The sequence below is a fragment of the Mycobacteroides salmoniphilum genome, from assembly GCF_004924335.1.
Classification (GTDB): Bacteria; Actinomycetota; Actinomycetes; order Mycobacteriales; family Mycobacteriaceae; genus Mycobacterium; species Mycobacterium salmoniphilum.
Map to the genome: position 1 here is coordinate 972,404 of NZ_CP024633.1, position 19,014 is coordinate 991,417.

At 64.5% G+C, this 19,014-nt stretch carries 19 protein-coding genes; 8 read left to right on the forward strand and 11 right to left on the reverse strand.

Annotated elements, in window-relative coordinates:
* Positions 1–13: 13 nt before the first annotated feature.
* Both DSM43276_RS04845 and DSM43276_RS04850 read left to right on the forward strand, forming a co-directional pair.
* Positions 14–775 carry a DUF1295 domain-containing protein gene (locus DSM43276_RS04845; protein ID WP_078329342.1) on the forward strand — a complete coding sequence of 254 codons (762 nt, stop codon included), beginning with the start codon at positions 14–16 and terminating at the stop codon, positions 773–775.
* 91 nt (positions 776–866) lie between these two features.
* Positions 867–1,760: a metal-dependent hydrolase gene (locus DSM43276_RS04850; protein WP_078329343.1), complete on the forward strand. Its 894-nt coding sequence runs from the start codon at positions 867–869 to the stop codon at positions 1,758–1,760.
* A 54-nt stretch (positions 1,761–1,814) separates the two neighbouring features.
* On the opposite strand, the gene DSM43276_RS04855 is transcribed toward DSM43276_RS04850, so the two are convergent.
* Both DSM43276_RS04855 and DSM43276_RS04860 read right to left on the reverse strand, forming a co-directional pair.
* Positions 1,815–2,126: a hypothetical protein gene (locus tag DSM43276_RS04855; protein WP_078325045.1), complete on the reverse strand. Its 312-nt coding sequence runs from the start codon at positions 2,124–2,126 to the stop codon at positions 1,815–1,817.
* Between the two features lie 270 nt (positions 2,127–2,396).
* Entirely contained in the window at positions 2,397–2,720 is a 324-nt protein-coding gene (locus DSM43276_RS04860) for a hypothetical protein (RefSeq protein ID WP_078297129.1), read from the reverse strand.
* Between the two features lie 96 nt (positions 2,721–2,816).
* Here DSM43276_RS04860 and DSM43276_RS04865 point away from each other — a divergent pair, with 96 nt between their 5' ends.
* Positions 2,817–3,503: a DUF5642 family protein gene (locus DSM43276_RS04865; RefSeq protein ID WP_078325046.1), complete on the forward strand. Its 687-nt coding sequence runs from the start codon at positions 2,817–2,819 to the stop codon at positions 3,501–3,503.
* On the opposite strand, the gene DSM43276_RS04870 is transcribed toward DSM43276_RS04865, so the two are convergent.
* A complete protein-coding gene (locus tag DSM43276_RS04870; RefSeq protein ID WP_078329344.1) occupies positions 3,500–4,111 on the reverse strand; it encodes an alpha-ketoglutarate-dependent dioxygenase AlkB family protein in 612 nt (203 codons plus the stop codon). The two genes, DSM43276_RS04865 and DSM43276_RS04870, sit on opposite strands and share 4 nt — an antisense overlap.
* A gap of 53 nt (positions 4,112–4,164) precedes the next feature.
* Between DSM43276_RS04870 and arcA the strand changes: the two genes are divergently transcribed.
* Complete coding sequence (gene arcA, locus DSM43276_RS04875; protein ID WP_078329345.1) at positions 4,165–5,379, forward strand: arginine deiminase; 1,215 nt, start codon at positions 4,165–4,167, stop codon at positions 5,377–5,379.
* Here the strand turns inward: arcA and DSM43276_RS04880 are convergent.
* Complete coding sequence (locus DSM43276_RS04880) at positions 5,376–6,917, reverse strand: dolichyl-phosphate-mannose--protein mannosyltransferase (RefSeq protein WP_078329346.1); 1,542 nt, start codon at positions 6,915–6,917, stop codon at positions 5,376–5,378. The two genes, arcA and DSM43276_RS04880, sit on opposite strands and share 4 nt — an antisense overlap.
* Before the next feature lie 83 nt (positions 6,918–7,000).
* Here DSM43276_RS04880 and rsmI point away from each other — a divergent pair, with 83 nt between their 5' ends.
* Entirely contained in the window at positions 7,001–7,834 is an 834-nt protein-coding gene (gene rsmI, locus DSM43276_RS04885; protein ID WP_078329347.1) for a 16S rRNA (cytidine(1402)-2'-O)-methyltransferase, read from the forward strand.
* Here rsmI and DSM43276_RS04890 read toward each other — a convergent pair.
* The 5 genes from DSM43276_RS04890 to metG all read right to left on the reverse strand — a co-directional run bounded on the left by DSM43276_RS04890 (position 7,818) and on the right by metG (position 13,694).
* Positions 7,818–9,071, reverse strand: a complete 1,254-nt coding sequence (locus DSM43276_RS04890) for an aminodeoxychorismate synthase component I (protein WP_078329487.1) — start codon at positions 9,069–9,071, stop codon at positions 7,818–7,820. The two genes, rsmI and DSM43276_RS04890, sit on opposite strands and share 17 nt — an antisense overlap.
* A 34-nt stretch (positions 9,072–9,105) precedes the next feature.
* Positions 9,106–9,924 (reverse strand): GNAT family N-acetyltransferase, encoded by an 819-nt coding sequence (locus tag DSM43276_RS04895; protein ID WP_078329348.1) that lies wholly within the window; start codon positions 9,922–9,924, stop codon positions 9,106–9,108.
* 42 nt (positions 9,925–9,966) lie between these two features.
* Positions 9,967–10,872 carry an RNA polymerase sigma-70 factor gene (locus DSM43276_RS04900; RefSeq protein ID WP_078329349.1) on the reverse strand — a complete coding sequence of 302 codons (906 nt, stop codon included), beginning with the start codon at positions 10,870–10,872 and terminating at the stop codon, positions 9,967–9,969.
* Between the two features lie 2 nt (positions 10,873–10,874).
* Positions 10,875–12,032, reverse strand: a complete 1,158-nt coding sequence (locus DSM43276_RS04905) for an NAD(P)/FAD-dependent oxidoreductase (protein ID WP_078329350.1) — start codon at positions 12,030–12,032, stop codon at positions 10,875–10,877.
* Positions 12,033–12,119: 87 nt separating this feature from the next.
* Entirely contained in the window at positions 12,120–13,694 is a 1,575-nt protein-coding gene (gene metG / locus DSM43276_RS04910) for a methionine--tRNA ligase (protein WP_078329351.1), read from the reverse strand.
* Positions 13,695–13,725: 31 nt separating this feature from the next.
* Here metG and DSM43276_RS04915 point away from each other — a divergent pair, with 31 nt between their 5' ends.
* From DSM43276_RS04915 to rsmA, 3 genes are all read left to right on the forward strand, one after another.
* Positions 13,726–14,601, forward strand: coding sequence for a TatD family hydrolase (locus DSM43276_RS04915; RefSeq protein ID WP_078329352.1), 876 nt, complete (start codon positions 13,726–13,728; stop codon positions 14,599–14,601).
* A 73-nt stretch (positions 14,602–14,674) separates the two neighbouring features.
* Positions 14,675–15,802, forward strand: coding sequence for a resuscitation-promoting factor (locus DSM43276_RS04920; protein ID WP_109556049.1), 1,128 nt, complete (start codon positions 14,675–14,677; stop codon positions 15,800–15,802).
* Positions 15,766–16,665: a 16S rRNA (adenine(1518)-N(6)/adenine(1519)-N(6))-dimethyltransferase RsmA gene (gene rsmA / locus DSM43276_RS04925; RefSeq protein ID WP_412458656.1), complete on the forward strand. Its 900-nt coding sequence runs from the start codon at positions 15,766–15,768 to the stop codon at positions 16,663–16,665. The genes DSM43276_RS04920 and rsmA overlap by 37 nt, the downstream gene beginning before the upstream one ends.
* Before the next feature lie 3 nt (positions 16,666–16,668).
* On the opposite strand, the gene DSM43276_RS04930 is transcribed toward rsmA, so the two are convergent.
* Positions 16,669–18,153 carry an amino acid permease gene (locus DSM43276_RS04930; protein WP_078329354.1) on the reverse strand — a complete coding sequence of 495 codons (1,485 nt, stop codon included), beginning with the start codon at positions 18,151–18,153 and terminating at the stop codon, positions 16,669–16,671.
* Positions 18,154–18,172: 19 nt separating this feature from the next.
* Positions 18,173–18,982, reverse strand: coding sequence for a serine/threonine-protein kinase (locus DSM43276_RS04935; RefSeq protein ID WP_078329355.1), 810 nt, complete (start codon positions 18,980–18,982; stop codon positions 18,173–18,175).
* Positions 18,983–19,014 lie beyond the last annotated feature (32 nt).

The window sequence follows — 19,014 nt, forward strand, 5'->3', positions numbered from 1 at the left end:
GTACTGTCCCGGTGTGCTTACAGAGCTGTATCACGGTGCGATCATCTTCTTGGTAATCCTGGCCGTCGTCACCTTCGTCAGTGGCTTCTGGTTCACCAATCCCTACGGCCGGTTCGCTAAACCGGACGAGAGGTTCACCGCCCCCGCCAAGATCGGTTGGCTGATCTTCGAATGCCCGCAGTGGTGGGCGTTCACGGTCACCTTCTGGATCGTCGCGCATCACCACGGCGCACCGGCGCTCGTGCTGTACGTCCTGTGGCAGTGTCACTACCTGTATCGCGGACTGATCTATCCGCTCTCCCGCAAGGGCAGTGGAAAACGCTTCCCCTACAGCGGCATCGCGTTCGGCTTCGTCTTCAACGCGGTCAATGGTTTCGCCAACGGATACGCCGTCGCGTTCGCCACGCATCTGCAGAGCTCCGCCTGGTTCACCGACCCCCGGTTCATCCTCGGCCTGCTTGTCGCGGTCACCGGTTGGCTCGTGAACTTCCAGGCCGACCGGATTCTGATCAATCTGCGGGCCGACGGTTTCGATGGCTACCGCATTCCGTACGGCGGCGCGTTCCGGTGGGTGTCGGCCGCCAACTACTTTGGCGAGATCATCCTCTGGGCGGGCTGGGCGCTGATGGCGTGGACGCTGCCCGGGCTGATTTTCGTGCTGTTCTCGATCGCCAATCTCCTGCCGAGGGCGCTTTCGATCCATCGGTGGTACCGCGAGACGTTCTCCGACGAGTACCCGCGCGAACGCAAAGCCATCGTTCCCGGGCTGCTGTAGGGGACCTAAGCCCTGAGTTTTACGCACTACTTCAAAACGTAAGCGATTCGTGTAACACTGAGTTACACGATCAATGGAGAGGTGGTGCGACATGGCTGCTCCGGTAACGGCCTCATACCCGAAGACTCGACGCATCAGATTTTGGTTTGGTGACCCGGTCCCCATGCGAAGGCACTTCGCCGACAATGACATCGCCTTGAGCCATGTGCTGGCGGGCGCCTCCGCGGTGTTCCCGCCGGGGGAGGAGTTCTTCGTCCGATCGGTGCGTCGCTACGCCGACAGGATCACCGAGCCGACGCTCAAGAAACGTGTCGCCGGCTTCATCGGTCAGGAAGTCACTCACGGTCTGCACCATCGCGAGCTCAACGAGAAGCTCACGGAAATGGGCTACCGCAGCAAGATGGTCGAGACGATAGGTCGGCGCTCCGGCAGGATCGAAGACCTCGTCGACAAGTACCTGCCCGATATGGACCGCCTCAAGTACGTCCGGCTGACCATGCTGGCCGCTACTGCCGCGCTCGAGCACTACACCGCGGTTCTTGCCGAGCGCCTGCTGGAAAGCGGGGAGCTGCAAGACATGGTGACCGACGACGAGGTGCGGAATCTGTTGTACTGGCACGCCATCGAGGAGCTGGAGCACAAGTCGGTCGCCTTCGACGTCTACCGTGCGGTCGGCGGGCCCGAATGGCTACGGCGTGCCGTGATGGCCGTCATCTGGACGGGGACGGTGCCGTTCGCCACCGCGGGCTCGTGGTTCTCGATCGTGTGGAGTGATCCGGACGGCCGGCGCCAGCCCGGGCGGGTGCTTCGCGAAACGATCGGGCTGGTCCAGGGGCCGCTGCTGAATGACGGCATGATCGGCAGGCTGGCCGTCTATATGAAGAAGGGCTTCCACCCCGACGATCTCGACACCGATGCGCTCCTGGACCGGTGGAGCGCCGAACTGTTCGGCGCCGAGGGCACTCTGGTCGATCATTTGAAGTAGAGACAACAATGCCCCGGGCTTGTGGCCCGGGGCATTGTCAGGTTACCGCTGTGTTCAGCAGCTCAGCGCGACATGCGCGACCTTGCGATCGACTGTCGGCACCGTGGTGGGGTTGTTGCGCACATCACGTGCCGCTTGCACGTTGTTGACGGGCGACTCCTGTGTCACCGATTCGACGGTGCACTTGGTCAGGTCACCGGCGCCCGTCTTGGAGACGATCACTCGGTACCCGTTGGACTTGAGGTCATTGATGACGGCGCTGGCGTCGCCCGATCCCGTTGGTCCGGCGAGCGCGACACTCGCCGATCCTAGCGATGCACCGATGATGCCAGCTGCGGCAATACCTGCAAATAACAATTTCTTCACGATTTCACTCCTCTCGCCTCGTTCCTCGTGGCCTACGTGTTACGCGAATGTGTCCGCATACCACACAAAGACCCAATCCCCGACTCGCTGAATCATCAACGTTCGTGAATCTGTCCAGTCCAACGCGGTAATACTCGGAATGATTCCCGCTCGGCGAAATTAACGTCAAATTCACAGCGGGGTCTGCGCGGGCTCTTAGGTGGACGGCCTAGCAGGACCCGCGAGCGCGCAGCACTCAGCGAACTGGCAAATCAGATTAGGTAAGGCTAACTAGACGTTGCAGTTAAGGGAGATGTACACCAATTTGTGGTCAAGCACCCGGACCGGCAGCACCAGCCACTTGCCGCTGGGCATCCAGGTGCGCTGATACTCGGTGCGATAGACATCCTGCCCGTTGCGGATGTTGGACACCGTGCACTTGTTGGTCGGGGCGGAACCGTTTCGGTCGATGATGACCTGGTAGCCCTGTGACTGGTACTGGTTGATGACCGACTGTGCGTCATCGGCGAGTGCCGTCCCGGGGGTGAGGGCCATCAGCGCTCCGACGCCCACTGCCGTCAGACACAACCGACTCAGCCTAACCACCGTCTTCATCTCACACCGTCCTCACAGTTTTTAACTCTTGGCCACACAGACATTGTTCCCTATAGGTGCCATCGATTTTTCGGTCCGAATCGATACAGTGGCCGGGTGTTGAAGCCGGTGACCGTCAAGAGCTGGGGAATCTGGGCCACCTGTGCGCTTGCGCTCGTCGTGCCGGGTTGCAGTCGAACCGTCCAGGACCCCGTCAATCACAACGTCAAGATCGGAAACATCGCCGCGCTGAAGAGTCAGTTCGGGCCGGAGTTCGCGATCAAGACGATGGAACCAGCGGGGATGGACCCCCGGCTGCTCTCGCCCGCGCCGCTGCCGCCCGGGATGACGGTGGACCCCGCGGGCTGTGCCAAGTACAGCGGTGGCAGTGCGGTGCCGGCCGGACTCAAGGGGAACATGGCCGCGCTCACCGCCACCGGTGCGGGAAATCAGTACGTGGCGGTTGCGGTGGAAACCTCCCAGGAGGTCCCCTTCGATCCTGCTGTGTCGGAGGAATGTAAGAAGGTCGGTTTTCGCGGTAACGGCATCGTGGGACAGACCGAGGTAGTGGACGCGCCGGCCATCGACGGTGCGCGCACGCTCGGCATGAAGCGTGATGTGCTCAGTGGCACGTCGGGCAGGGCCATCGGCCAGGAGGTGCTGAACTACTCGGCATATCTTGGCCGCTACATGGTGGTGGTTACGGTCAGTCCGGTCGCGGTGGGGAAGGTTCCGCCGGCGCCGCCCGATGGCAAGCGCGCATCGGATCTGCTGGTCAAGGCGGTAGCCGCCGTCCGTTCCTAACGCACGTCGCGGGGCCGGTACTGCAGGCTGATGCGCGGGCCCACAGGTTTGGACGTCTTCGGGATCGCGTGCTCCCACGTGCGTTGGCAGGTGCCGCCCATCACCAAAAGATCGCCATGGCCCACGTTGATGCGGATCGAGTCGCCGCCGAGCCGCGGCCGCAGCGCGAAAGTGCGCGTGGCGCCGATGCTGACGATCGCCACCATGGTGTCTTCGCGTAGGCCGCGACCGATGGTGTCGCCGTGCCAGGCGACGCTGTCGGTGCCGTCGCGGTACTGGCATAGACCTACCGTGGTGAACTGCTCACCGAGTTCGGCGGTGTACTGCCCGTTGAGGCGCTCGCAGATGCTTTCCAGTACCGGATGCGGCGGGGGGCCGACGGTCAGATCATGGAAGCTGACCAGTCGGGGAACGTCGAGGGTGCGGTCGTACATGCGGCGGCGTTCGGCACGCCACGGCACCTGTGTCAACAGCTGACCCAGGAGATTATCCGCGCGGCCAAGCCATTCATGGTGCACCTCAAGCCAGGCTCCACCGGCCAATTCGCGGCGCGGGACTGGTGGTGCGCCAAACAGGGATGCCTGCACAGTGTGTGGAGAGGCGGTCACACCCCCATGCTATCGCACACATGTTCGATTGCACGGCAAGCTAGCGTCTTCTCATGACGGATGCTCCAGTGCTGGGTGCCAATTCAGAGGTGGGACGGCTGCGGGCGGTCGTGTTGCACCGGCCCGGTGACGAGCTCAAGCGGCTCACTCCGCGCAACAATGACCAACTGCTGTTCGACGGACTGCCCTGGGTGGCGCGTGCCCAGGAGGAGCATGATGCCTTCGCCGAGGTACTGCGTTCGCGCGGTGTTGAGGTGCTGCTGCTCTCCGAATTGTTGCGCGAGGCGCTGGCCAGTGGCGCTGCCCGGGTGCAGGGCATATCGGCCGCGGTCAGCGCGCGCAGGCTGGGCTATGCGCTGGCACAAGATCTTTCGGAGTACCTGCGGTCGCTGGAAGCCGCGGACCTTGCCTACGTGCTGATGTGTGGGATGACGTTCGACGAGCTGCCTGTGGGAGGCAAGGTGGCGCAGCCGTCCCTGGTGCGGACCATGCACCACGGATCGGATTTCGTCATCGAGCCGCTGCCGAATCTGCTGTTCACCCGCGATTCGTCGTTTTGGATCGGCCGCAAGTTCGCGATCACCTCGCTGGCGCTGCCGGCACGGGTGCGCGAGACCTCGCTCACCGACCTGATCTATGCCCATCACCCGAGATTCCTCGGAGTGCGCCGGGCCTACGAGTCACATTCGGCCCCCGTCGAGGGTGGCGACGTGCTGCTGCTGGGGCCCGGGGTGGTGGCGGTCGGCGTGGGGGAGCGCACCACTCCCGCCGGTGCGGAAGCCTTGGCGCGCAGCCTGTTCGACGACGATCTGGCCCACACCGTGCTCGCGGTGCCCATCGCGCAGGAACGTGCGTCCATGCACCTGGACACCGTGTGCACCATGGTCGATACCGATGCCGTCGTGATGTATCCGGCGATTCAGGATTCATTGTCGGCATTCACCATTCGTCGCTCCGACAGCGGGGTCAGCATCTCGGGTTCAGATCCATTCGTGGAGGCGGCGGCCGATGCGATGGGCATCGGCAAGCTGCGGGTCATTGATACCGGGCTGGATCCGGTCACCGCCGAACGCGAGCAGTGGGACGACGGCAACAACACCCTGGCGCTGGCTCCCGGTGTGGTCGTCGCCTATGAACGCAATGTGGAAACCAACGCGCGCCTGGAGGCTTCGGGTGTTGAGGTGCTAGCCATCTCGGCGTCGGAACTGGGTACCGGCCGGGGTGGGCCGCGCTGTATGTCCTGCCCAGTATCGCGCGACCTTCTCTAGCGCCAGCTGGGCAGCCACATTTCCATGTTCCACATGAATGGTGAGATCGCGGCACCGGTGAGTATCGGATACAGCCACGCGAAGTTGGTCACCACAACCGCCAGATAGAACGTTGCGATGAACATTCGCAATGTTTTTCGCTCCGGGTTGGCCACCGGCTTGCGTAGGAAGTCGCCGATGATGAACGCGATCATCATCACCAGGAATGGCACCATCGGGGTGGCATAGAAGAAGTACATCTGCCGATCGATGTTGCCGAACCAGGGCAGCCACCCCGCGCAGTAGCCGACCAGTGCGGCGGCGTATCGCCAGTCGCGACGGACCACCGTCGCCCAGGTGGCCCACAGCAACACCGGAACCGCAAGCCACCAGATGGCCGGGGTGCCCACCAACAACACTGCGCGCACACAGGAATTGGCGCCGCAGCCGGGAATGTTCTTGTCCTCGATGGCGTAGAGCAGGGGGCGCAGCGACATCGGCCACGTCCACGGCTTGGACTCCCACGGATGGTGATTGCCGTTGGCATTGGTCAGCGTCGAATGGAATGTGTAGACGCTGTGCGTGTAGTACCAGAGCGATCGAAGGGCGTCGGGCACCCAACTGCCGACCCCGATTTGGCGTCCCTCGGCATGCCTGTTGATGCCCGTCTCGGAGGCGAACCACGACCAGTACGAGGCCATGTACACGACGAACGGAATGACCAGCAAGGCATACAGAGCCGGTCCCAGATCGCGTACCGCGGTGCCGGCCCATGGCCGCTGCACCCCGTACGCGCGCCGTGCGGCGATGTCGAATGCGATGCACAGCACTCCGAAGAACGCGACGAAATACAGCCCCGACCACTTTGTGCCGCAGGCCAATCCGAGCAGAATCCCGGCACCGAAACGCCACCAGCGCACGCCCAGGCGCGGACCCCATACGGTCTCGCCGATCCGCCCGTCGAGGTAGGCGTTGTACTGCCGTTCCCGAACCTGATCCCGGTCGACGATCAGTGCACCGAAGGCGGCCACCACGAAGAGCGCCTGATACACGTCAAGCAGTGCGGTGCGCGCGGTGACGAAGCTAACCCCGTCCGCGATCAGCAGCACCCCTGCGATGGCGCCCACCATGGTGGACCGGCTGATCCGCCGGGCGATTCGGGCGACCAGCAGCACCAGGATGGTGCCTGAGAGCGCGGCGGCGAATCGCCAGCCGAACGAGTTGTATCCGAAGAGCCATTCGCCGATGGCGATCATCTGCTTGCCGACGGGCGGGTGCACGACGAGCCCGTAGCCGGGATTGTCCTCGACGCCGTTGGTGGCGACTTGCCAGCCCTGCGGCACGTAGTGCTTCTCGTCGAAGACGGGGGTACCGCGATCGGTGAGTGCACCGACATTGATGAACCGGGTGAGCGCCGCGATTGCGGTGATGACGGCGGTCATCACCCAGCCCTGGAACCGGTCGGTGGGTCCGAAGTCCGCGGGCGGTATCCGGGGTCCTGGCGACTGGAGATCCGACTCGGCTGCCGAGGTAGGCGGCAGGGTTGCGGGCACGGTCACACGGTCGATCGTAGGGGAGGACCCGAGACCGGCATCGTGGTGCGGCGGGCGAGCGGCAGGGGGCCGGGACTTAGTCTTGCGGGATGGGGAACTTGCTGCTGGCGGCGACACCGCTAGGGGAGCCCGGGGATGCCTCGCCCCGATTGCGTGAGGCGCTGGCCAAGACGGCGGTGGTGGCCGCCGAGGACACCCGTCGTGTTCGGGCGCTTGCCAAATCGCTGGATGTGCAGATCAGCGGGCAGATCATCAGTTTCTACGACCAGAATGAGGCCAGCCGTATCGAGCCGCTGCTGGCCGATCTGGAGGCCGGGTACGACGTGCTGGTGGTGACCGACGCCGGGATGCCGTCGATCAGCGACCCGGGGTATCGCTTGGTGGCCGCCTGTGTGAAACAGGGGATACCGATCAAGTGTCTTCCCGGGCCATCGGCGGTGACGACGGCGTTGGCCGTCTCGGGGCTCCCGGTGGACCGTTTCTGTTTCGAGGGATTCGCACCCCGTAAACAGGGGGCGCGGAGGCGCTGGCTTGCCGAGCTGGTGGCCGAACCCCGTACCTGTGTGTTCTTCGAGTCGCCGCGACGGCTGGGGGAGACCCTGGCCGATGCGGTGGAGGTGCTGGGGCCGGAACGCCGCGCCGCGGTATGTCGTGAGCTGACCAAGACTTATGAAGAGGTGTTGCGAGGCACTCTGCGCGAGTTGGCTGTCTGGGCCGAGGGTGACGTGCTCGGAGAGATCACGGTGGTGCTCGACGGCGGTCGCCCCGCCGTCCCCGAGATCGAAACCCTGGTGGCCAGGGTGGAAGAGCTGATGGACGACGGTATGGGGTTGCGGGAGTCCTGCGCGATGGCGATCGGCGAATCCGGCGCGACGCTGTCGAGGCGCGATCTCTACGACGCGGTGGTCAAAGCACGGGCTTGAGTGCCGCGATCGCGGTGAGGTCGACCGTGGCGGCCGCCTTGTGCAGACACTCCTGCCACTCCGCGTCGATATCGGAGTCGGCGGTGATACCGCCTCCCACACCGAGTACCGCGGTGCCGTCGGGTGCGATCTCCACGGTGCGGATCGCGACGTTGAGCTCTAGACCGGCCGCGGGAGAGAGCATGCCGACGGTGCCGCAGTACACCCCGCGGTGATCCGATTCCCATTGGCGCAGTAGTTGGCGTGCACGCGTTTTGGGCGTTCCGGTTACCGAGGCTGGTGGGAACGTGGCGGCCAATAGGTCACCGGCGGTGGCCTCCAAAGGCACCTGGGCGGCGACAGTGGACACCAGATGCCACACACCGGGTGCCGGGTGAACGGCGAGAAGCTCGGGAACGGTGACGGTTCCGATGACGGCGATGCGCCCGAGGTCGTTGCGCACCAGATCGGTGATCATGACGTTCTCGGCGACGTCCTTGACCGAGGTCAACAGTGCGGCGGGGTCCTCGGTCGCGGCCAGGGTGCCCTTGATGGGGCTGGATCGGACGTCGGTGCCGTTGCGCCGCAAGAACAATTCGGGTGACAACGAGGCCACGGCGCCCCAGGCGCCGGAGACGAATGCGGCGCGGTCCGGTGCGGTCTGGGTGATCGCGTCGGCGAAGAAGTCCAAGGGGTCGCCCGCCAGTGCGCCGCGGAACTGCGTGCACACACAGGCCTGGTAGACCTCCCCGGCGGCGATGGCCTCCAGGCAGCGGCTGACGGCAACGCGGTGATGCTCACGGTCGGGAGCCGTCCAGTCGATGAACCACGGCGCAGGATCGCGGGGGTGGGTCAGTGCCTGGAGTATCCACTCCGGACATTCCTCATTCAGAAGGCTTTCGTACCACCAGCATTCGTTGTCATCTAGCCGCAGCACCGCATTGGTCCAGCCGCCGGCGGCGGCCGGGAGTCGTCGAGCGTGGCCGTCGGCGGTCAGGTCCGGATATCCGAGGAAGCCGATCCAGCCACCGCCCACCGTGCCCGGTGGAACAGAGTCCACATGAGAAGTCTTGCTGCTGAACGCTTGTCGTGGCAGCACCGGGTGCGCGGACAGCGACGGGGAGATGATCGCCCGCGAATCGAACCAGGATCCGATCAAGGCGGCGGGTGCCGGTCGTCCCGTCGCGCGGGTGGCACCGGCAAGGGCGCGCAGCACGACCGACGGCGCACCGAGGTCGCCGAGCCGCTGGACGCGCACGGTGCAGTGCTCTTCGCGCAAGCGGCTCATCGTCCTAGTTTCGCAGACCCTTCACCAGGATCGCGCGGGTGTACAGCAGTGAGAAGCCCTGGCGCTGGGTGTTCTGCTGGGACTTCGACCCAGGCTGGGTGGTCACCACCGCCAGGTCCGCGCCCTCGCGGGCGGCCTCGTGAAGTCGGGTGGTCAGCAGTGCCGTCTGAATACCGCGCCGGCGGTGTGGGGCGGAGGTCGCCGCACCGTTGAGCTGGGCCACCCCGTCGAGGATGCGCATGCTTGCGCCGCCGGCGACAGCGCCCTCGCGCAGGGCGATGTATCGCTGCTCGCCCTGCACCGTGGACAGTGCGGCGATCGCGCGGGAAAGTACCTCGCGCGGAAATGATTCGTGAGAGGCCACGCCTTGGTCATCGGGTACCGCGAACCCGTCGACGATCACGTCGAGCCAGCTGGCCAGCTCATCGGTCTCGCTGTGACGCACCGTGATGCCGTCGGGAATCGCCGGCGCTGGGGCATCGGCCAGGGGGAGTCCGAGGACATCCTCGAAAGACACCAGCAGGTAGCCCCGTGCGGTGAGCAGCTCACAGATCGCGGGATCGGCCAGGCTCGCGATTTCGGCCTGCACCGGGGTATCCCGTTCGGCGAACTTCCGCTCGACCGCGTCGAGGTCGGATTCGCTTGGTACACCGCTGAACCCGAGTCCGGCGAGCTTGTTCATCGGTGAGTCCGGTCCGGCGTATGACGCGACGCCCCCGGCCAGTGGTATCACCAGACCGCCATCGCACCTCGCGGTTCCCGCCGCGATGGTGTCGGCTTCGGCACGTTCAATGCGCGCGGCAGTTTCGATATCACAGAACACGCGGGTGATTGTGTCCGATGAACCGCCCGGACCGCCACCGGGTTATCTGCTGATGTGACGCGCTGTTTCGGCTGTGGCCAGCTTGTCGGGGTTGCGGATCGCGAAAACGTGCGCGACCTTGCCGTCCGTGATCGAGACGGCCAGCACGGCGTCGAGACGTCCTTCGCTGTAGATCAGCAGGGCAGGCGTGCTGTTGTAGGTGCTCAGCTCCATGCGGACATCGGGGAACGAGGCGGCCGCTCGCGAAAGTCCGATGGCGACGCGTGCCACTCTGTCGGCCCCGTAGACCGGACGCCGTGCGGCACTGACCTTGCCGCCGCCGTCAGATGTCCACACCGCGTCGGGGGCAAGCATTTCCACCAACGCGTCGACGTCACCGCCCGCCGCGGCCAGCAGGAACTTGGTGGTCAGTTCTTCGGCCTGCTGGTCGGTGGGGGTGAACCGGCGCCGTCGCGACTGCACATGCTCTCGGGCGCGGTGTGCCATCTGACGCACCGCGGACTCCGATTTGCACACGGTGGAAGCAATGTCGGCGTAGTCGAAGCCGAAGACCTCCCGCATGACGAACACGGCGCGCTCATCCGGTGCCAGGGTTTCCAGCACCACGAGCATCGCCATCGACACCGACTCGGCCAGGACCACGTCGGTCGAGGCGTCCGCGGCGTCGCCGTCGAAGGTCACCCGCACCGGCTCGGGTAGCCATGGCCCCACGTATTCCTCGCGCCGACGGCTATTGGCGCGCAAGGTGTTCAGTGATTGGCGGCTGACGATCTGCGCCAGGTAGGCCTTGGTATCGGTGACCGTGTTCAGATCCACCTGCGCCCATCGCAGATAACTCTCCTGCAGTACGTCATCGGCCTCCGTGGCGGAGCCCAGCATTTCGTACGCGATGGTGAACAGCAGCGGGCGCAGGTGGGTGAACAGCTCGGCGTGAGCGGCGTCGGACACCGCTACGCCTGCGCCTTGAGGGCTTCGGCGCGCTTGCCGCCCTGCGGCCAGTAATAGGCCTTCGGATGCTTGGCGGCCTGTTTCAGAAAGTAAACCGTTCCACGGCAGACCATTTCCTTGATCGCTGCACCAGTCCGGCCGCCGATGAATAGCTTGCGCGGTGTGTCGTCGGCACGTGATGTCTGGATGACGGCGGCACGACGTCCGATGCTGACGTTCTGCCCGACGAAGATCTGTCCGCCCTCCACCGGCTGCAGCCCGTCCACTAATGCCAGCACAGTCTTGACCGCCCGCGCGGCCAGCGGACCGGCAGCTTGGCAGCTCATCCGCAGCGGCACGCCTGAGGGGCTGGCCGCGTCACCGGCCGCGACGATGCGGGGATGGTCGACACTGACCAGCGTCTCATCGGTGAGCAGTCGCCCCAGTGCGTCTGTCCGCAGTCCGCTGTCGGCGGCCAGCCGCGGTACGCCGAATCCTGCGGTCCACACCGTCAGCGCGCTCGGCAGTTCGCGTCCATCGGACAGCGTCACGGTGTCCTCGTCGACCCCGACGACCGTGGCGGGCACCAGCACCTCGACGCCCAACTTTTCCAGCTGCGTGGCGGCCGCGCGCCGGGCCGGTTCTCCGATCGAGGGCAACAGTTGCGTACCGCAGACCAGGGTTACCCGACGGCCCGCTTCGGCGAGTTCTCCGGCCAGCTCCACACCGGTAAGGCCCGCACCGACGACCACGATCGGCGCCTCGGGGGCCAGTTGCTCATAGCGGGCCCGTACCTGCTGGGCGTGTTCGAGCTCGTTGATGGACAACGCGTGTTCTGCGACGCCCGGGGTTGTGGAGGTGCTTGCGGTACTGCCCACGGCGTAAACGAGATAGTCGTAGGGCAGCACCGCACCCGAGGCGAGTTCCAGCTTTTGGGCGCCGGCATCGATATGGGTGACCTTGTCGACCACGAGGCGGACGGCCGGGTTGAGCAGCTGCTCGTAATCGACCGTCGCACCCCGGTTGCCCGCGACCAGTTGGTGCAGGCGGATCCGTTCGACGAAATGCGGTCGCGGGTTGACGAGGGTCACGGTCAGGTTCTTGTTGGCCAGCAATTGGTTGGCCGCCAGGGTTCCCGCGTAGCCGCCGCCGATCACGGTCACTGTGGTGGTCTCGGTCATTTCGGTGACTTCCTTTCAGTCGCTGATGCCCTTAAGACACCAGCGCGATGAAATCTGTGACAGACCGTGACCGGGATCACGTGTGGCCTACTTGGGCACCTGATACTTCGGGAACACGCCCGTCGGCGCGGGCAGGCTCACGCCGGCCTTCAGCCGGGTCCCGATGGCGGCGAAGTCTCGCTGATCTTCGGCCTGGCCCAACAGGTCCAACAGTGTGGCCGCGGAGTCGGGCATCACCGGCTGCACCAGCAGCGCGACAACCCGCACCACCTCCAGCGTGGTGTACAGGACGGTGCCGAATCGCTGTTGGTCCGCCGCGTCATCGCTCTTACCCAGTACCCATGGCTCCTGGGCGGAGAAGTAGCGGTTACTCGCGCTCAGCACCTGCCATATCGCCTCAAGGGCGAGATGCATCGCGGGCACCTCGAAGTGCGCGCGCGCCTGTTCTAACAGGCTGTCAGCGGCGGTGAGCAGCTCGGTGTCCTCGGCGGTGTATTCGCCAGGCTCCGGGACGATTCCGCCCAGGTTCTTGGCCACCATCGACAACGAGCGTTGCGCCAGGTTGCCCAGCTCGTTGGCCAGATCGGCGTTGATCCGCCCGATCAAGCCGTCTTCGGTGTAACTGCCGTCCTGGCCGAACGGAACCTCACGCAGCAGGAAGTACCGCACCTGGTCCAGCCCGAAATGATCGATCAGATCGACTGGGTTCACGACATTGCCGATCGACTTGCTCATCTTCTCGCCCTTGTTGGTGAGGAAGCCGTGCGCGAAAACCCGTTTCGGTAGCTCGATTCCGGCCGACATCAGGAACGCCGGCCAGTACACGGTGTGGAACCGGATGATGTCCTTGCCGATCATGTGCACGTTGGCCGGCCAGTACCGCTGGAACAGCTCCGAGTCCGTGTCGGGGTAACCGGCGCCGGTCAGATAGTTGGTGAGGGCGTCCACCCACACGTACATGACGTGGTCGGGATGGTCGGGTACCTGCACCCCCCAGTCGAAGGTGGTCCGGGAGATGGACAGATCGCGCAGGCCACCCGAGACAAAGCTGACGACCTCGTTGCGCCGTACTACCGGGCCGATGAATTCCGGATGTGCCTCGTAATGCGCCAGCAGTTTGTCCTGGTACGCCGACAGCCTGAAGAAGTAGGAATGCTCTTCGGTCCACTCGACCGGGGTGCCGCTCTCCGTGGCGGTGCGGGTCCCGTCGGGGGCGACCGTGGTCTCGGCGTCCGCGTAGTACGCCTCGTCGCGCACCGAGTACCACCCCGAGTAGGTGTCTAGATAGATGTCACCGCTATCGGCCATCCTGCGCCAGATGGCCTTGGATGCCTCGTGGTGATCGGGGTCGGTGGTGCGGATGAACCGGTCGAAGGAGATGTTGAGCTTGCGCTGCAGTGCCTCGAAGACATCGGAATTGCGACGCGCGAGCTGCGCCGTCGGGATTCCCGCCGCGGTGGCCGCCTGCGCCACCTTCAAGCCGTGCTCGTCGGTGCCGGTGAGGTACCGCACGTCGAAGCCGTCCAGCCGCTTGAAGCGGGCGACGGCATCGGTCGCGACGTACTCGTACGCGTGCCCGATGTGGGGTTCACCGTTCGGGTACGCGATGGCGGTGGTGATGTAGAAGGGGTCAGAAGAGTTCGGCACAGATGATTCAGGCATGGTCTGAGCAACTTTATAGACTGGTGTTCTGATGACGCCCGGCAATAAGAGGCAAGCCCCGCCCGATCCCGAGCCGCTCGCACCTCTCATCGATGCCCACACCCATCTGGATGCGTGCGGTGCGGTCACCGGCGAGGACGTGCGCGTCATCGTCGACCGTGCCGAGTCCGTCGGCGTGGGGCGCGTGGTGACAGTGGCCGACGACCTGGAGTCGGCCCGGTGGGCGGTGTCGGCCGCTACCGGAGATCCGCGGGTGTACGCCGCTGTCGCCTTGCATCCCACCCGCGCGGGCGACCTCACCGACAGCGCGCGCCAGGAATTGGAAAGGCTGGCCGCACATCCCCGGGTCGTCGCGATCGGGGAGACCGGTCTGGATCTCTATTGGCCGGGCCGATTGGAGGGCTGCGCGGGGCCGTCGGTTCAGCGCGAGGCATTTGCTTGGCACATTGAGCTGGCTAAGCGGACGGGCAAGCCGCTGATGATTCACAACCGTGATGCCGACGCCGAAGTGCTCGATGTGCTCAAGTCGGAGGGCGCGCCGCCGTCGGTTATCTTCCACTGCTTTTCATCGGACGCCGAGATGGCGAAGACGTGTGTCGCCGAGGGCTGGATCCTGAGTTTGTCGGGGACGGTGAGTTTCAAGAACGCGCGGGCGCTACGGGAGGCCGCCGTGCTCATTCCCGACGAACAACTGCTGGTGGAGACCGATGCGCCGTACCTGACACCCCATCCGTACCGGGGTGCGCCGAATGAGTCGTACTGCCTGCCGTACACGGTCCGGGCCCTCGCGGAAATAACCGGGCAACACCCCGAGCGATTAGCGGCGGCATCCACCGCGACGGCATTGAGGGTGTTCAAGATTGTTGATGAGTTGCCTCCGTGCGATGCTTTCGTTACCGTGTCGTGATCAGATCGCCGGGTTTCGTCACCGTTGACATCCGGTATCGACGCACCGAAACGAACGCAGGAATCTCCTACTCGTGAATGCACTGACGAAGCTCAACGCAACGCGATCGCCCTTGCTACGCGCCCTCGTGGCCGCCCTGCTGGTGGTGATCGGCGCGGGCGGTGGCTACGCCATCGCTGCGCATAAGACCCTGACTCTCAACGTCGACGGAAATGCCATGACGGTCACGACCGTCAAGTCGCAGGTGTCCGAGGTCCTCGCCGACTATGGATACCCGCTGTCCGACCGTGACGATGTCGCTCCCGCCAAGCACGATGCGGTGAGCGATGGCGACACCATTGTTCTCAAGCGTTCGCGTCCGCTGGACATCTCCGTGGACGGGCAGGGCACCCAGCAGGTCTGGACCACCGCCAATACGGTGAGCGACGCGCTGTCTCAGCTGTCGATGACCGACACCGCCCCGACCGCCGCCACCCGCGGCAGCCGTCTCCCGCTGGAGGGCATGGCGCTGGCGGTGGTGAGCGCCAAGACCGTCCAGCTCAATGACGGCGGCGCGATCAGCACCCCGCGGATCGCCGCTCCGACCGTGGGAGCGCTCCTGGAGGCCACCGGTAACCCGCTGCAGCAGTTCGACACCGTCGATCCCGCACCGAGTACCCCGGTGACGGCCGACATGCCGATCACCGTGACGCGCATCCGGGTCACCAAGGTGACCGAGCAGGCCCCGCTGGCACCGTCACCGCAGAAGATCGAAGACGCCGACATGAACATGAGTCGCTCGGTTGTCGAAGATCCGGGTGCTCCCGGATCCCAGGACATCGTGTACTCGGTGCTGTCGGTCAACGGCCGCGAGACCGGACGGATGCCGGTGTCCAACAACGTGCTGACACCCGCTCGTGACTCCGTGCTTCGGGTCGGCGCCAAGCCGGGCACCGAGGTTCCCACGGTGACCCGCGGATCGGCGTGGGATGCGCTGGCTTCGTGTGAGGCCGGTGGCAACTGGGCCATCAACACGGGCAACGGTTTCTACGGTGGTGTGCAGTTCGACTACGGAACCTGGCTGGCGCACGGTGGCGCCAAGTACGCGCCACGTGCCGATCTCGCGACGCGCGAGGAGCAGATCGCCATCGCCGAGAAGACGTTGGCCGTGCAGGGTTGGGGAGCTTGGCCAGTGTGCAGCGCGAGGGTCGGTGCCCGCTGACCATCAGGCTGCTCGGCCGCACCGAGATCCGACAACTGGCCAAGGATCTCGATTTTCGACCGACGAAGACGCTGGGCCAGAACTTCGTTCACGACGCCAACACCATTCGCCGGATTGTGTCGGCGTCGGGTGTGGGTAAAAACGATCACGTCATCGAGGTTGGGCCCGGTTTGGGCTCGTTGACGCTGGGGCTGCTCGACAAGGGCTGCACGGTGACCGCGGTCGAGGTGGATCCGGTATTGACGCGACGCCTTCCGGCCACCGTCAAGGAACACTCGCACAGCGAGTTCAACCGGTTCTCGGTGATTCACCAGGACGTACTGAAACTCACCCCCGCCGATATCTCCGGGGAACCCCCTACGGCGATGGTCGCCAATCTGCCGTACAACGTCGCGGTGCCCGCACTGCTGCGGATTCTTACCGAATTCGACTCGGTGAAGACCCTTTTGGTGATGGTCCAGTCCGAGGTTGCCGATCGGCTGACGGCTGAGCCGGGTTCCCGGATCTACGGTGTACCCAGCGTCAAGGTGCGCTACTTCGGCAAGGTGAAGCGTCTCGGCACGGTGTCTCCTGCGGTGTTCTGGCCGATTCCGCGGGTGTACTCGGGTCTGGTGCGCATCGATCGGCATCCGGACGCGATATGGCCTTCCGATGCCGGGTTCCGCAAGGAGCTCTTCGATCTGATCGACATCTCATTCGCCCAGCGCCGCAAGACCTCTCGTAACGCATTCGCCGAATGGGCGGGCTCGGGTGATGAGTCGGCGCGCCGACTGTTGGCCGCCAGCATCGACCCGGCGCGTCGCGGCGAGACGTTGGACGTCGCCGATTTCGCCCGCCTGCTGGAGCGTTCGGCGATCGTCTAGGTTCTACTTGTCACCGAGGTTGGGCGGGTCGTCCATCATCGGCGTCTCCGCGATCACCGGATACTGTCCGGTGTAGCCGATTCGCTCACGGGCCAGCTGCATGACGCGTTCCCTGGACAGATACCACCCGATGATGAGCAGCGGCGTGAAGATCGCCAGAGCCACTAGATTCCAATAGTTTTCGTAACACATGAGCGCCAGCACCAGCACCAGGAAGACCAGCGTCGAGTATCCGGTGTAGGGGGCCCCGGGCATCTGGAACTTGCCGCGCTGCAGGATGCCGCGTTGTGACCATTGGTACAGCCGCAGCTGACAGATGACGATGGTGGCCCACGAGGCGATGATTCCGAGCGCGGCCACATCGAGCGCGGTCTCGAAGGCCTTGGCCGGGATGACCATGTTCATGAAGACGCCGACCACGGTGAAGCATGCGGTGAGCGCGATACCGGCAAAGGGCACGCCGTTGGATGTCATGCGGGACAACAGCTGTGGTGCGCTGCCATTCATGGACATGGATCGCAGAATGCGGCCGGTGCTGTACAGACCGGCGTTGAGGCTCGACAGTGCGGCGGTCAGCACCACGAAGTTCATGATGTCGCCGGCGTAGGGCAGACCCACTCGGGAAAAGAATGTCACGAACGGGCTCTCGCCCTCCTTGTAGAGGGTGTACGGCAGCAGCAGCGCGAGCAGAATCAATGAGCCGACGTAGAACACGGCGATGCGGACAATCACGGCGTTGATGGCCTTCGGCATGACCTTCTCGGGATTCTCCGTCTCGCCCGCCGCGGTGCCCACCAATTCCACTGAGGCATAAGCAAAGACCACTCCGGAGGTGACTACCACAAGGGCCAGTAACCCGGTGGGGAAGAGCCCTCCGTTGTCGGCGAGTATCGAGGGCCCGGTGGTGGCACCCTCGACGGTGAACCGCCCCGCCAAGAACACGATACCGACGATCAAGAAGGCCACCAATGCGATGACCTTGATGAGTGCGGCCCAGAACTCCATCTCGCCGAACAGCTTGACGCTGATCATGTTCAGGGTGAGCACGATGACCAGGGCGATCAGTGCGATGGTCCACTGCGGGATGGCCTTGAAGCTGCCCCAGTAGTGCATGTAGAGGGCGATGGCGGTGACGTCCACGATCGAGGTGGCGGCCCAGTTGACGAAGTACATCCATCCGGCGACGTAAGCGGCCTTCTCTCCGAGGAATTCGCGCGCGTAAGACACGAAAGATCCTGAGGACGGGCGGTGCAGCACCAGCTCGCCCAGGGCGCGCAGCATGAAGAAGACGAACACGCCGCAGACGGCGTAGACGAGCCACAGGCTTGGTCCGGCCTCGTGTAAACGTTTTCCGGCCCCCATGAACAGGCCGGTGCCGATGGCGCCACCGATTCCGATCATCTGGACTTGGCGGTTCTTCAGGCCCTTGTGATATCCCTCGTCCTCGCGCGCGAGGCCCGACGTATCGTAATTAGCTGGAGATGCCATGGGGCGACGGTACCGGGGATTAGGTCATCGCGTGTGTCAAAAGTGTTATGAACTCCGTACATGTCGGATAGCGGTTTAACGGATCCTTGGCCATGGCCTTGGCGACGATGGAATCGAAAGCTCGTGGGATGTGCTTATGGCGGTAAGAAATAGGCCAGGGCGTGGCGTTGAGATGCAGGTCGGCGAGCTTCATCGCGGTGCGTGCGGTGAACGGGGGTTTGCCATCGAATAGCTCAACTGCGGTGCAGGCCAGCGCATACTGATCGGTGGCCGCCGTGACGGGTTGCCCGCGCAGCACCTCGGGCGCGGCGTAGGGCAGAGAGGTTTGTATGACGGGCCGGCGCGGCCCGTCCGCAAAGACGAGTTCCTGGGCGATGCCGAAATCGGTGAGCACGGCGCTGCCCGAGTGCCTGCGCATGATGTTGGACGGCTTCACATCGCAATGCACCACCTGGGCTTCATGGATGTAGTCGAGTGCTCCAGCGATCTGTTGCAGGGCAGACAGTTTGATGGGCATGATCCAGCTCTGATTCGTGCCCACCAAGTTCTTCGCCGAACCGCCGGTGAGCGCCTCCATGGCCAGCCAGTCCTCACCGCGTTCGTAGACCGTGATGATGCGGGGATGTGAGAACCGTTGGGCCAACTCGAATTCTCGGTGCAACCGGTCGATGTTCTCCGGATTTCGATGCCGTTGATCCAGCACCTTCAGCGCGATCGTGAGACCGTCGTCGTCATCGTCACGGTGCGCGAGGTAGACCTGTGCCGTCCCGCCACGGCCCACAAGGGAGTCGATGACGTAGCCGTTGAATTCGCCACCCGGTACAGGCATGCACCGAGGGTGTCACGAGTCACCCAGCGTGG

Coding starts and splice junctions, on each gene's coding strand:
- arcA (WP_078329345.1), top strand. CDS start 4,165: ATGACGGATGCTCCAGTGCTGGGTGCCAATTCAGAGGTGGGACGGCTG.
- DSM43276_RS04915 (WP_078329352.1), top strand. CDS start 13,726: ATGACGCCCGGCAATAAGAGGCAAGCCCCGCCCGATCCCGAGCCGCTC.
- DSM43276_RS04860 (WP_078297129.1), bottom strand. CDS start 2,720: ATGAAGACGGTGGTTAGGCTGAGTCGGTTGTGTCTGACGGCAGTGGGC.
- rsmI (WP_078329347.1), top strand. CDS start 7,001: ATGGGGAACTTGCTGCTGGCGGCGACACCGCTAGGGGAGCCCGGGGAT.
- metG (WP_078329351.1), bottom strand. CDS start 13,694: ATGCCTGAATCATCTGTGCCGAACTCTTCTGACCCCTTCTACATCACC.
- DSM43276_RS04850 (WP_078329343.1), top strand. CDS start 867: ATGGCTGCTCCGGTAACGGCCTCATACCCGAAGACTCGACGCATCAGA.
- DSM43276_RS04905 (WP_078329350.1), bottom strand. CDS start 12,032: ATGACCGAGACCACCACAGTGACCGTGATCGGCGGCGGCTACGCGGGA.
- DSM43276_RS04930 (WP_078329354.1), bottom strand. CDS start 18,153: ATGGCATCTCCAGCTAATTACGATACGTCGGGCCTCGCGCGCGAGGAC.
- DSM43276_RS04935 (WP_078329355.1), bottom strand. CDS start 18,982: ATGCCTGTACCGGGTGGCGAATTCAACGGCTACGTCATCGACTCCCTT.